Source organism: Chitinophaga sp. (assembly GCF_039596155.1).
GTDB lineage: Bacteria > Bacteroidota > Bacteroidia > Chitinophagales > Chitinophagaceae > Chitinophaga.
Genome location: NZ_JBCNKF010000004.1, coordinates 116,944 through 131,559, shown reverse-complemented (window position 1 = coordinate 131,559; position 14,616 = coordinate 116,944). Strand labels below are relative to the sequence as shown.

The 14,616-nt window shown below is 45.5% G+C and carries 6 protein-coding genes; 1 reads left to right on the top strand and 5 read right to left on the bottom strand.

Features of this window, described 5'->3' with window-relative positions:
* Positions 1 to 4: 4 nt before the first annotated feature.
* The 5 genes from ABDW33_RS05440 to ABDW33_RS05420 all read right to left on the bottom strand — a co-directional run bounded on the left by ABDW33_RS05440 (position 5) and on the right by ABDW33_RS05420 (position 12,925).
* Positions 5 to 2,794, bottom strand: a complete 2,790-nt coding sequence (locus tag ABDW33_RS05440) for a hypothetical protein (RefSeq protein ID WP_343689051.1) — start codon at positions 2,792 to 2,794, stop codon at positions 5 to 7.
* A complete protein-coding gene (locus tag ABDW33_RS05435; protein ID WP_343689050.1) occupies positions 2,791 to 3,288 on the bottom strand; it encodes a DUF4402 domain-containing protein in 498 nt (165 codons plus the stop codon). The genes ABDW33_RS05440 and ABDW33_RS05435 overlap by 4 nt, the downstream gene beginning before the upstream one ends.
* Before the next feature lie 165 nt (positions 3,289 to 3,453).
* Positions 3,454 to 11,358: a T9SS type A sorting domain-containing protein gene (locus ABDW33_RS05430; protein ID WP_343689049.1), complete on the bottom strand. Its 7,905-nt coding sequence runs from the start codon at positions 11,356 to 11,358 to the stop codon at positions 3,454 to 3,456.
* Positions 11,359 to 11,447: 89 nt separating this feature from the next.
* Complete coding sequence (locus ABDW33_RS05425; RefSeq protein ID WP_343689048.1) at positions 11,448 to 12,224, bottom strand: hypothetical protein; 777 nt, start codon at positions 12,222 to 12,224, stop codon at positions 11,448 to 11,450.
* 182 nt (positions 12,225 to 12,406) lie between these two features.
* The gene (locus ABDW33_RS05420) at positions 12,407 to 12,925 is read right to left on the bottom strand and encodes a DUF4402 domain-containing protein (protein ID WP_343689047.1); all 519 of its coding nucleotides are present in this window, start codon (positions 12,923 to 12,925) and stop codon (positions 12,407 to 12,409) included.
* 606 nt (positions 12,926 to 13,531) lie between these two features.
* Here ABDW33_RS05420 and ABDW33_RS05415 point away from each other — a divergent pair.
* On the top strand, positions 13,532 to 14,521 hold the full coding sequence (locus tag ABDW33_RS05415) for an S-adenosyl-l-methionine hydroxide adenosyltransferase family protein (RefSeq protein WP_343689046.1): 990 nt from the start codon (positions 13,532 to 13,534) through the stop codon (positions 14,519 to 14,521).
* Positions 14,522 to 14,616: the final 95 nt, after the last annotated feature.

The window sequence follows — 14,616 nt, the reverse complement described above, 5'->3', positions numbered from 1 at the left end:
TCTGTCATTCAATATGAAAGTCGAGCTTATCCACCACGTCCCCATCGTTCAGTGATCTGATTGTAAACGGAAGGCTGCCCGGCGTAGCCTTCTTCCGTATCTTTTTCAACTGTGCCTGGTCCACACTTGCGGTATAATCACCCGGAGGTAAACCGATATAATTGTACGTGCCATCATTCTCTGTCAGCGCCCTCGCCACCATAGCTCCCTTTTTATCCCTGATAATTACCAGCACTCGTCCCTGCGGCGCATTGTCCATATACACCCTTCCTGATATTTCTCCCACAATGAACACTGGAATTTCCACCATTTTTAACTTGTTCGGATCAATTGCAATACTATAAGTCTGCTCCTTCATCCTCCATGCAATATTGGGAAGACTATTCGGATCTATCTTCACGAGATAATTAACAAATGGCTCCAGGCTAGTTACCATGATTATAGAATCCCGCTTACTATAAATCACATTTCCGTATTGCACACTTATTTTCACACCTTCTACTTTCGGTTCGCCGAGATCCCTTTTCCCATTATTATTCATATCCAGAAAAGGTACCAGTGTTACCCCGCCCGTCCCGACATTCACCCTGTTATTAAAATTCGCATACTTCGCAGGATGATCATAAATAAAGCTACCCCTGGCCGATTCGACAAATGTACTTACGCCTCCTCCTCTCCATGCATTCACTGCCGTCTGTACCCCTCTGAAATCCCATCTCAGCCCGATCCCTACATTCGTTACATGGCTCTCATTATTCTGTTCAAATGTTAGATTTACATATCCTCTGCTGGAAAGATATTTCCCCATTTCTGCCCTATAATAACTTACACTGTTGTCTGTGTAACTATATTGTACCTGTGGCAAAAATACTATATTCGATGGCAGCCGGAATGTCAGGGCCAGATTACTGTAGATGTATTTATGCGTATTCCCCAGGAAGATACCATAGGTAGTCAGATTTGTGCCTACTCTTCTAATCGCTCCGGAGATCATCCATTCAGCGGTCGTATAATTGATATTTCCCGGAAGTAAAATATGATCAAGCGTCAATCTTGTATAAGCGACCATATTCCGCAAAGTGACCGGCTTAGACACGATAAACCGATGCTCCTCCAAATAATTGAAGTTAATGGCCTTCTGGCCTTCCTTATACCTGATATAATCAGCTTCCAGTTCTAATCCTGAATGATGGCGATAAGTTAAGATGCTTCGTCCTCTTACATTATAGGTATAATCTGCCGTAAACAAGAGTCCCCTGGCAATTAACATGGATACGTTTGCAAACGGCATGCTTTTACCAGTGCTTACAGAGGAAAGATACTCAATACCTCCGCCGACAGTAATCTGCCTGGTAAGACCATAATTCCCCTGAATATGAGCAAACCGGCTATGACCTGTATCCTGGACTATACCAGCACTGGCGGAATATTCAAATTCATGATAAGGCAGGAAATTGAACGGCACAATGATATTCTCATCTTTGTACCGTTCTTCGCCCCATGGTCCATAGTAACGAAGTGTCACCTGTGTATTACCATATACCAGGGGTACCTGAAAGGTGAAGAATCCTGCCGGATCAGCCCTTGTATAATCAACCAGGGCACCGTTAACATACAATTCCACGGTCCAGTTAGGTTCTGTAAAATTACTAAGTGTGTAAGTACCATACGCCCGACGGATGCCTGTCGGTGTATTGGTCAATGTAACGCCTACCACCGGAGAAAAAATCGACGCTACCGACTGAGCATAAATTTTTCCTGCAATAACCTGTCTAAGTGCTGCATGATCATTATTGGCATATCGCCAGCGGTAGAATTGCTGGCGCTCATCCAGCGGTCTTATATAATCACTATCATGCGAAATAGTTGTTCTGTATTGTTGCGAAAAGTTATTATAGTTTAAAGACACTATTGCCTCACCCCCGGCGAGGATACCACCCAGTGATAAATTGAGTCGTGTGTCAGCATTACCAGGTGTTCTTTGTGTAGCGATGATCGCCCAATCGGCCATTCCAAAATGAAATAGGGGATAGGTGCGGGCAATGGTGGTATCTGCCACCATATTCCCTTTGAGCTTACCTATATTCTGTCGCATGAGTTCCTGTCGAAGTTCCCTTATTGCCGGCAATTCTATCTTTGGTTCCATGTTGATTGCCAGGTTTCTGAAACTGAATTTACAGGTCAGTCCAAACACCTGCCCATAGATATCGAAACGGAGATACAGTTCATCTGCAACTCGTACAATGCCCTGTTTTTGCAGGTGGTAGGTTTGGTTTTTATAATTGATGAGTTTATGGGTTCTGTCGATGAGATAAGTGGAGTCCTGGTTAATGAAGAAACCAGTTATGGAATCCAGCCCTTCGGATGGAACATTGCGGATCTTGAGGTAATTGAAAAGAGTAGATACCGGCAGGTAGACGGTATCATTGTGTATAAGTGCAGGCATTTCTACACCTCCCATATCTTTTACTACAAAGGTGACGGAGATTTCTTCGTAGTCGAAGTCTTCGTCGTCTTCCCGACCCGGGCCGGGACCCGCGGCTTTTGCAGACAATGATGAAAGTAATATAAGCAGGCAAAGACAGATCCATTTACCGCTACAGCTATTTCGTGAAGCGGGTCGTAACTGTATCTGGTTGAGTTGAAGCATTGCAGCTACATATCGCCCTGTCATTATACGATATATCCTTAGCAACCATCTTTTTACCCGTTGCTCATCAGGCAAACCATTTCCCCTACGCCTGTTTGCAGACATACGATGGGTGATAATATTTGCATGGTTCTTCAAAGTCATTCCTGTATAAAAGTCACATTGAACATCCCGCTATACTGCCCCGCCGGATTGGTCAGCAGGTTGCCTACAGTCAGTGTTCCTCCTATCCTGACCAATGTCCTTGCTGGTGGCGTAGCTGTCGCAATAAAAGGTGTGCCTGTGCTGGAGCTGCCAATTGTCAGCAAGAGTGTTCCTCCATTACTTCCTGTCAGCACTGCAGGCGGACCATTCACAATTTGTATCAGTGTACCCGGATTTGCATCCACTTCAAAAATAGCAGGTGCAAATGTGTACCCGAGTTGTAATAATACCACATCGCCTGTGCTGGTTCTGACACCGCTCGCCGCCACAGCCACCGTACCACCCGTAGTGCCGAGTGTAAACGCTCCGAACCGCAAACCCTGTGCAGGGTTCACAAAAATAGAAATGGGCCTCGGCGGTGGCTGTTGCGCATTCGCCCGCCTGCAGCCCGGTAATCCGGAAATAATCAATATGGTATAAATAAGTCCTTTCATGTTATTGCTCATGAACTACAAACTATGTCCTTTTATCTGGCCAGTATCTACCAGTACAAACACTGATGATCGATTTTACTTCAGATGAGCAGGAAACATTTGTGGTCCTTCAACTTGTTATCTGGTTAAAAACAAACCATGATCTCCTGTTATATAAAACAATAATCACTGGTGTGCTACAAAGAGCTTCCGCGTCCTCATTCCTTTCCCGGAATAGAAGCTCACGACATATATCCCGCTGCTAAATGCTGCATTCAATTCCTTCACACCTGTGCCCGTCATCCTTTGCTGAAACATCACCTGCCCTGACATATTTGTTACCGCCAGTTGCCCTTCCTCCGGTAAATTCACATAGATCTTCCCATGCGCGCTGTATGCATTAAACCCGTCCACTTCGCTGCTCACCTGCTCTATTGCCACCGGACTAAATACCAGCGAGAACCTGGTATTATCATCTCCTGCATTCACCTGCACTTTGTGTTTCGTATCGTGCAACAGTTCCTTTAGCCCCAGCCTGGTATCCTTCAGATAGATATGCCATCCCACCGGAATCCGCAACAGATCCTGTGTACGAAATGTCAACATTCCCGTCTTTTTAGTATACAAACCCAACGGAATCACAAATGCTGTATCCCGCAAATACGGAACAGCATAAATCGACAACCTGTTCGTGTCTGTAGCCCTCATGAATAAATTAGGCACATTATCATCGGTATTCATCAATTTCAAAGCATCCAGCGAAATGTCAAAGCTTGTCACGGCACTGTGATCGAAATAAACCACGGCCGCGTCTTCTGACAACCCTTCATCTGTAAAGCCTGCACTCAACCGGAGTAAAGGCACTGTAGCTGGTTCGTCCCGATGGTAATTCGGAAGCAGATTATTCACTCTGGCCAGGTTGTTGACTTTAAATGTTGCTGTCACCGGGAAACTACCATTTGTAACATGTACAAAAAAGCCCTGCATCGCTGCAATAATATTTGTCGCCACTCCATCACTGGAAACCCCGTTTATATAGGAGCTGTAAGTTCCTGTATACTGGTTGGTAGTTCCTGCATTGAAATAATAAATAGCATCATCAATATTGGTCTTTGTCCATCCACCTGAAGCATACCAGTCTATTGGTGAAGGATAAGGATTACCAGCCAGATTAAAACCCTGTGTATAGGGTTGGTTGTTATTGGTAAACGTTGGTGATGTAACGGGACCGTTATTTACCACACCGGTCATGTTAAAAGTATATGGGGAAGTACCTGTACCAAAATTTGCAGCATACCCCGCCATCGGCGCCAGTGGATTCGTCACTGTCGTATATGCCGTCCAGCCGGAGTAGGAGCGATTCTCTATATAACTATAGAAGGTTGGGAAAGTAGCCGCTAAGTTAATATCATCCGCCATCTGACTCACAGTCGCCGACTGGAAGGGAGCACTTACATACTTATACCCAAATGCCGTAGGCAGATAGCGCTGCATTGTGACATTGCCAGTCACATTTCCTGCACCACTACCGTCAATCAGCGCCGTCTGTGCAGCTGTCGATAGCAAGGTTACAAACCCGCCTGTAGCTAATGTTCCTGTCGTTGCTTTCAATATTCCCGCAATATTAAGGGGCCCGCCGATCGTAAGACCAGCAGCATTGTTAGCGGTAAGATTATTAATTGTATTCGCTGCAAACGTACCTGCTGCAATTACTTGCGCAGTGTTACCATTCATTTCAATTGAGCCACTGCTGGCAGTGAACGTACCAGTATTAGTAATTAGTCCACTGATTTGCATACTACCACCACTCACAGTAACGGCTGCGCCGGTCTGGATGATGATATTATGCGTCATTGCGACACTGGTATTGATAAACGGATAGTTTGTCAAAGCAGCAGGGATAGTTGCATCAGTCGTAATTGTCGGTACAATACCTGCCGACCAGTTGCCCGCATTGAACCAGTTGGTGCTAACGGCTCCTGTCCAAACATTATTATTAAGCAATTCGCCAATAGCAATATCTCCGATACTGGTAAGACCTGTTGCTGTGATGGAAGTTGCTGAAGGTGTGATCACAGTCGGTAATGTCCAGCTGCCGCTGTTGTAGTTGCCTGCCTGGAAGTAAGCAGATAATGCACCTGCATCTACATCAGTCGTTACCCAGTTAACTGTAACGTTCAGCGTAGTAAATACGGCGCCTGCGTTCGAGAATGACCAATACCGGTTGACACTCCTGTTAGGATTCAAGCCTGATGTACTGATATTCGGATGATCTGGTATAAGCGTCACAGCTGTGAGATTTCCTGTCGTAGAGACACTGGCCATTGCCACAGTTGCCGGTGTATAATTTGTGGCATCACCTATTTGAAAATTTCGTGTCACAGCTGTTCCTGTCGCAAAATTTCTCTGCAATCTTCCATATACCCACCCGGTTGTAGTGCCTGCACCGGAAATAGTGCCACCTGCAGGCAGACTATATGTAAATGTGGCGGTAACAATAAGCCCTTTTACAAATGTTGTAACACCTGTTGCAGATATGTTGGTAGCCAATGTAACATTGTTCGTTGTCTTATTGAGTGTGATATTATTAAATGCGCCTGTAGAGCTGACGGATTGACTTTTTGCTCCATAGAACAATACGGTATTACCTGTATTGGTAAAGGTCCCACTGTTCATCGTCCAGTTACCTTCCAGTGTATCTGTAAACGCCCCCGGAATGAAATTTCCATTCGATAACGTGAAATCGTTCAGGATATGTATATTGGCTGAAGCTGTCTTACTTCCTACCGTTGAGATCATCAGGTTGCCATAAGATGTGGCAGAAGAGACAGCCTGTGTAGTACCATTGTAATTGACAGTACTGAGTGTATCGAGATAATAGGCATTAAATGAAGGCAGACTATTCGTGCCACCTATTAGCAAAAATGCATTGTCTTCAATACTCAGTAGACCGTTATTCTGTGTGATGGTAAATGAACCAGCATCCAGTGTTCCCGTAAAAATATGCAGGTCTGCAACTGCAACAACATTCACTGCAAGTGTGGTGGTAATACCTGAGTTTTTGTTGACGGCAAACTGCGCCAGGTTGTAAGGAGATGCGGTGCCCTGGATAATTGAGGGCGTTGAGCCGGAAAAGAAAACTGTACCCTGGATAGCATTGAAAGCATTATTATTTGTAAAATTATGCGACACATTAAAGTCATTCAATGCCGATACATTTCCAGATACTGTATAATCGTAAAAAGTAGTTAATGGGCTCCCTGCAATATTTGTGGGATTGCCACTCATTACAAATACAGATGTATTGCCGTTCAATGTGCCATTGCTAATCATGTCTCCGGCAATCGTGAAGGTATTACTGCCGGCATTAAAAATGGCGCTACTGGTCAGTATGAAATTTCCTGCCAGGGTCCAGTTGGACGCTGGGGTAACGGCGGTTGTATTGGCAAGGGTAACATGTGTCAATGAAGTCGGCGTACCTGAAATTCCGAGTGCTCCGGTACCTCCGAATATTACATTGCCATTGCTGGTAAAGTTGTTACCATTGATTGTAAGTGTCTGCGCTGCAGATGGGTTGAAGTAGGTGGTGCCACTGCTGGTGAAAGTACCATTATTGGTAAATCCTCCCTGTATTTCCTGGGTGAAGAAGCCGCCATTGAAAACTCCTGTAGCACCTGTATTGAAGCTTGTAGTCACCAATAGATCTGTTGCCGGGTTCACCCCCACAGTATTATTGATATTCAGCGTCGCAATAGTGGGGACAGCGCTTGTATAAAGGGCAGGAGAATTACTACCATTGAAACTAATGATATTGCTCGTGACTGCACTTTTAAAAAGAATATTTTGTACCGCTGTACCACCAAAGGCGAGTGTACCGGTGTTGCTGAAACTGCCTGCTGTATTCACATCCCCATTGAGCGTGATCACACCTGCGCCGGTAGTGAAAGTGCCCCCAGCAGGCACGGTGAGTGTGCCGTTGAAGATAAGGTTAATCCCGCTCGCCGTGTAGCTGCCGGTTACACTCACATTGTTGAAGGTGGTTGTACCTGTAATGGTCTGGCCATTTCCGGAGAGAGCAATGGTCCCTGTAGCAGGTGTAAAGGTGCCGGTGTTAGTCCAGCTACCTGCAATACTCAGGAGATTGGTGGCGCCATTTAATATGGTACCGCTACCGTTATTGATATTTCCACCTACGGTAGTGGTGCCGGAAAGTGTTTTAGTACCTGCACCTGTAAAAGAGAGATTGCCATAGGTAAGCGGTGCAACTGTTTGAGCACTGGCACCTGTATATGTTTCGGTGCTTGTAGCAGCCAATATGTACGAGTTATAGTTGGAAGGGAAGGTGCCGCCTGCCAGCAAAGAAGCGCCTGCGGACACAGTACATGTGCCACCCGGTACGCTTCTGTTAGCACTGAAAGTACTAAGATCAAGCGTGCCACTGGTGACCCCCAGGTTACCATTAATAAGGACAACACCACTTAAAGTGGCATTGCCACCCGATTTATTGATAGTAAGATTGTTGAAGGCGCTGGCACTGATAATTTGTGCGCCCGTTCCATTGAAAGTAACGGTACTGCCGCCCGCCACAAAAGTGCCGGTATTTGACCAGTTGCCACCAACTGTGATGGTAGCATTTTTTGCGTTGATGATGGCCGCATTGGTGACATTCCCTGTCACTGTAAGATCTGCATTCAGGTCTAGTTGACCTGCTGCTGTAGTGAGTGATAAATTACCTGCTACAGTCGTAGAAGTATTAATTCGTGCAATGGCTGCAGATTTCGCAATAGTAAGATGATAGTAAGGTACAGCGGCTATAATTTGCGAAACGTTTCCATTGTAAGTAACAGTGCTGGTAGAAGGTGTAAAAGTACCGCTGGTGTAGTTAAAATCGCCGCCGATATTCAATGCGCCTGCACCGGAAAATGTTATGTTCGCACCACCTGATTGCCATACATTGCCTGCTACGCTAACAGTACCTGTGCTTACATTTAAGTTTATTGCATGACCGGTGGTACCATCGCTGAGCAGCAGGTCTCCACCGATAGTAATGTTTTGTGCACCTGCGTTGATGGTGTGCGTTTTATTGGCACTCCAGCTGGCGGTAATGTTGCCGGATGTAGTTAGAGATCCACCTGCAGCAATTGTTAATGTAATCGGGTTGGTGCCGGCACTTCCGAAATAAACTGCTCTTACGCTGGCGGCATTACTAATGGTAGGCTGGTTGGTGAAGGCGATACTTCCCAGATCGGCTACATCCGTGGTTGTTGGCACCCTGGCTGTGCCACCGCCAACTACCGTCCAGTTGCTGGCGGTGTTCCAGTCTGTGCTGGTGCCCCCAACCCAGCGTACTACTGGTGTGGCGTCTGCCAGGGTAAAAGTATTGCCGTTTACTACGATTGCCAGTGGGTTATAATTGACATAATTAGTAGTTGAATTGTTAGTCGTCTTTCCCAATGTACTCCATGTGCCACTGCCAGTTGTACCAGTATAGATCTGCATATTATTTTCTATGTTGCCGTTCAGCTCGATGTCTTCATAGTGCAATGATAACGTAGGTAGTACACCGAGCGTTACGCCCGTAGTCGTAAAGGCATACGTTCTGTTAATAGCGCTACCGGCTGCAAAGCTTGTGACAGGTGCTTTGGTGGTGGTAACGGTAACACTTCCCCCCAGTACGGTAGTAATACCGGAAAGAGAGGTGAGGGGGCTTTCAAAGGAAGACGTTCCCACACCTAAAAGGCTGTTAAACACCCGGCTAACTGTTCCTATCACGATACCGTTACCTGATCTGTCAGTACCGCCAAATGTCAGGATATTGCTACCTGTGTAAATAATACCCGTGTTAATGGCAGGTGTACCATTAACGGTTACATTGTTCGTTAAAGTAACGGTATTGGTAGTATTTGTTTTATTTAATGACAGGTTATTGAAAGTAATCGTGGATGTACCTGAGACAATTGTATTTGTATTTCCTGCGAGTGTGATGGTGCTGCTGCCGGCGGCAAAGGTGCCCGTGTTTATCCAGTTCCCAGATATTGTGTCCAGGGTACTTCCCGCCGCAAATGTACCACCCGATGCAATAGTCAGATCTCCATTTACTTTCAGTGTTCCCCCGGCTGTTTTGGTATTTCCCCCGGCTATAGTCAGGTTGTTGTAGGTACCTCCCGGTATAGTCTGTGCGGCGGTACCGTTAAAGTTGATGGTATTGGGTGTTGTACTGGTTACGTTCAGTGCTCCTGTCAGCGTAAGTGTGCCGGCTACACCCAGTGCCGCATTAGCAGCCAGTTGCAATGAGGTACCACTGATCGTAACATTATTCAGATTAGCAGCACCGCTAAATGTACTGGTGCCGGTAAAGGTTGCAGTATTGGCCGTGGCGGCCAGGCTTCCTGTAACATCCAATGCATTGGCAATAGTAAAATTGTTGCCGGTTGTCACACTTCCCTGTACAAAAAGAGTGCTGAATGTAATCGTTCCTGTACCGCTGATAGTTTTACCTGCTCCGGTCATTGTAAGTATATTACTACTTCCTGTGTAGGTACCGTTTACGACAAGGTTTCCTTTCACAGTGAAGTTGCTGCTACCGGTAGTTGTACCTGTCGATATGGTCAGGTTATCGAAGGAGATGCCTGTACCGGAGATCGCAGATGTCGCGCCGGACATGGTAACAGTACCTCCGCTGTTATGCGTAAAGGTGCCATTGCATGCAAAGGTTCCGGCTACATTGATACCTGTAGTTGCAGCAGCGGAGACATTACCGGTGCCAATGGTCAGGTGATTAAAGTTATTCGTTCCCGTACCAGTTAATGTGGTACCATTCCCGTTCATTATTACTGTGGAAGTATTACCTGTAAAAGTGCCGTTGTTCACCCAACTGCCATTTAAGGTGTAAGTAAATGTGCTGCCATTAAATGTGCCGTTAATATTGGTCGTGCCATTTACAGTCATATTGGCTGCTGGTGTAAAGGTGCTATTGGTACCTACCGTTAAGTCGCCGTTGATTGTGGTGGCAGCAGCAGTCGTATTCCTGGTACTCCCGGCAGATGAGAGGGTCAGATTACCATAAGTCGAGGCGGTTACAGTTTGTGTGGGGCCATAATATTCAACCGTACTATTCAGCTCCATTTGAGTAGTGGCGTAGTTTGCCGGCAGGGTATTGCTTCCCCCTATTCTCAGGGTAGCGCCATTCCCCACGTGTAACCACCCGCCGGTAGTAGTGGTGCCTCTGTTTGCCGTAAAGGAGGAAAGGTCCAGTGTACCTGCGGTGATATCAATCCTGCCTGTGTAGGGAGTTGTTGAATTCAATGCATTCAGGTTGCCCATAAGTGTCTTTACGTTGCTACCGCTAATCTTTAGAGTAGAGTAAGTAGGGGTAGCGGAAACGGATTGCGCAATTGTATTAGCGCTATACTCTACAGTGCTGCCGGGGCTTAAGGTGATGGTACCAGACAGGCCGTAATTCGCCTGTAAAGTTGCAGCATTTACTTTTATTGTACCATTTGCTCCTACAGTCAACGCACCTGTTCCTGCTACCTGGTAAGGTGTCGTATTTTCGACGGGTATAAAGGTGCCGTTTACCGTCAATGCATTATTAACTGTGATGTTATTACTGATGCTGACGGTACTTCCGGCCAATATGGTGAGGTTACTGAAGGTGGTGGTGCCGGTGATGGCGGAGGCGACACCGCTTAGTAAAACGGTAGCGCCGGCGGCGGCGGTGTAAGTACCATTCCTGATAAAGTTGCCGGATACAGTAAGTGGGCCTGCGTTATGAGCAAGGGTAGCGCCTGTGTTGATGGCCAGGGTACCACCTACATATAGACTTTTGTTCTGGGTAAGCGTGCCGGATGTAAGCGTGAGTGATTTACAGGAAGCCGGCATGTTGACTGTTGGTTGAAAGGAACCTGTGAAGTTAGCATCTCCGATTACGACGATACTATTGGCGGTAGGTACGCCAGCTGTCCAGTTGCCGGACTCATTCCATGAGGTATTGACAGTACCTTTCCAGCTTGTTTGTCCCAAGGTGTTGAGTGGAACAAACAAGCCAAAGGTAACTATGAGTAAATGAGTAAATAGTATTAATTTTTGCATACTCAATACGCTTGCCTGGATGGGCACTACAACCTATTTTCTTTAACATCTCAAATACATCTGCTGCTGGAATCAGCCATATCGTCCTGTTAATTCAGTGATATTTCCGACGTTGCCAGCACCGTGGTCTTTGCATTCATCTGTGTTGGTATCTCCTGATAATACAACCTGAGTTTCCCTGCATGATAATTCACTCCATTTACCCTTGCCAGTGCAACCTGCAATTGCCTTGCCCGGTTAGGGGTATATACGGCTATACCTTTTAGTGAACCAATAGGGGTGACTTTCCCGGCAGGGGAGATATGATCTACTGACAGGTCTCCGTACACAGACATGTTGCCTGCTCTGTGAAAAGTGATATTTAACCTGGGAATGGTATCTTCCATTGTCAACGATATATCTGACATGCTTGCGGATGCATTGTTTTTGCCAACCCTGATGATAATGGGAATGGTGATACCAAATACAGGTGTTAGCCTGATGGAAATCGTCTGTGGACTATCAAGTTGCCTTTCTTCGCCCAGGGGTTGTTGTTTGGGCACAGCGCGGAAATAGATGTGTGAGCGATATTCTCCTGTATCCAGGTCGGCTGTGCGTTGTAATTGTACTTTTACCACCTGTGCTTCTTTTGGAGGTAGGGTTACACTGTGAGGAAAGAAGCGGATGAAGTTGCTGGCAAACAATTGCCCGGAATCCGGCGCATTGATAAATTCAAAGGTGCCATTTTCGTTCATCCTTACCTCTACCATCGAGATGACGTACCTGGCTGTATCCGATCCGGAATTGGCGAGGTTGATTTCCTGCAGCCGGCTTCCTCCTTCAAAGACAATTCTTCGCGGTGTGATCAGTAAATCTCCCTGAGCCATTATGCGTACAGGCAAATTGAAAACAAAAGTTAACAAAACTGCTGTGCGAAGCAATAGTTGCGGCACTTTTTCCTTTGCTGTCAATTGTCCGGGACGATTAAAATCATTCGTCAACAAAAAACCTGTGCGTTGCAATATTTGCCGCATTTGTAGCCACCTCATAAGTATCAGAGATCCTTTAATCAGTTATAATTTACTGTCACCGTGAATGGAGTAGCCGATGTATATAAACCCGGAGCCTGATTTGCACCGACATGCAGGGTTGCACCTACGTTCAGGGTTTGTGTACCGTCACTGGCCAGTGTACCGGTCGGGGTTGGGTCGCTGGTCCAGGTGTCTACTGTCATTGTGTTTGCACCATTAGCAATAGTCGTAGCGGTTGTAGGCAACGTGATCGAATACGTGTAAGTAGGTGCTCCGGATACCGTGAAGATCGCTGGAGAAACATCACCGGTTCCTCCAAAAGAAGGCAGCGTGACACCACCAGTGAAAGACCGTGTACCGGCTGGTGTCAGCACAACATTTCCAGCGGCGGCTGTGGCGGCAGCACGACCAAAATTCATGTCGTTTGTTTTGGTAATAGCAATGGGTGCGATGATAGTCGCTGATACGTTTGCGGTAGCTGAGGCTTGCCCATATGTGATTTTGCTAAAACCTAACAACAGGAATGTGGCGGCGAAGAGTAATGATACTTTTCTCATAATTCAGATTTTATAAGTGAATGAACTAGACTTTGGTCATGTATGACATGGCCATTTCAAAAACTTTTTTCATCTGGATTTATGAATAATAAACCGAACAGGCCGGCAGTGGACCTGAGAAGGGTGGGGTAAAGGCAGTATTATTTATTGCATTCCTAATTAACTGCATATTACAGATATTTTTGGAATTGTACAATTAATAGTTTTGCTTAATGTACTTCAGATAGGCTCTTGAAATCAATAATTTAGTACACATATTTTAGATTTAATTAATCAGCGCTACAGAGTTTTATAAACTGATGGACTGCTACTGATTATTTGCTTGCAGGCAAAATATATTGGAATTGCTTGATTCTTTCGATGGCCCGCGGGTATAACAGGATTTGCTTACCTAACTCATCATAAGCCTTCTTTTCATAATTTAAATCAGACGAATCCACTCGATTACACATATCAGATTAACCGCATGAAGAATATTTCTTTAATATGGCTCTATTTGGTACGCACTGTTCATTAACTTAGTAGTCACACATTTAAAATCAATCCAACATCATCCTGCACTATCCAGGAATGGTTCTACCTAATCAACTAATGCTCCATACTCACATGAGAAAATTAACCATCTCCGCTATTCACGACTTTTTTCGCTCCAACATTCGTTGTGCTGACTGCTTTATATCCGGGTTTCGTCGCCCGGACATCTTCTGTGTTATTTTTTTCGTCACTTTTTGTCTCCACCTTTCCGCCATTTCTCAAAACAAAGTCATTGTTTATCAAACCGATTTTGGGCTTAAAGACGGTGCTGTTGCTGAAATGAAAGGCGTCGCTATGGGAGTATCTCCTTCGTTGCAATTATTCGACCTTACCCACGAGATTCCCGCCTATAATATCTGGGAAGCGGCCTATCGTCTTCAGCAAACCGCGCCGTACTGGCCGGCCGGTACTGTATTTGTCTCTGTAGTCGACCCCGGTGTAGGTTCTTCCCGGAAATCCGTGGTGTTAAAAACAAAGAGTGGACATTTTTTTGTTACTCCCGATAATGGGACCCTCACCCTTGTAGCCAGACAATTAGGTATTGCCGCTATCCGCGAAATAGATGAAACCCGCAACCGCCTTCAGCACTCTGTGGGGTCATATACTTTCCATGGCAGAGATGTGTACTCTTATACTGCTGCCCGTCTGGCCTCCGGCACTATCACTTTTGAACAGGTTGGACCCAGGTTGGCCGACAGCGTTGTTCGTATTCCCTTTCAGGAGCCGGTTTACAGCAATCATGTCATTAGCGGCAATATACCGGTATTAGATATTCAATATGGAAACATCTGGACGAATATTGACGGGGCTACCTTCAATCAATTAAAACTACACACCGGTGATACGCTGCACGTGAAGATTTTCCAAAGTGATACATTAAAATATTCAGGAGATATGCCTTATGTAACGACCTTCTCTGCAGTTCCGGAGGGGATGCCCCTGGCCTATCTCAATAGTCTCCTCAATCTGTCTTTTGCACTGAATATGGGAAACTTCTCTTTAAATTACCACATTAATAGTGGACCTGATTGGAAAGTAGAAATTAGTTCAAAAAATGAATAAGTGCGGGATTAGGAAAAGGGAATGAACAGAATGAATACACTTTTAATCACATATTTTTGCTTAATTTCACGGCCATTCAAAACAATAAAAAACTG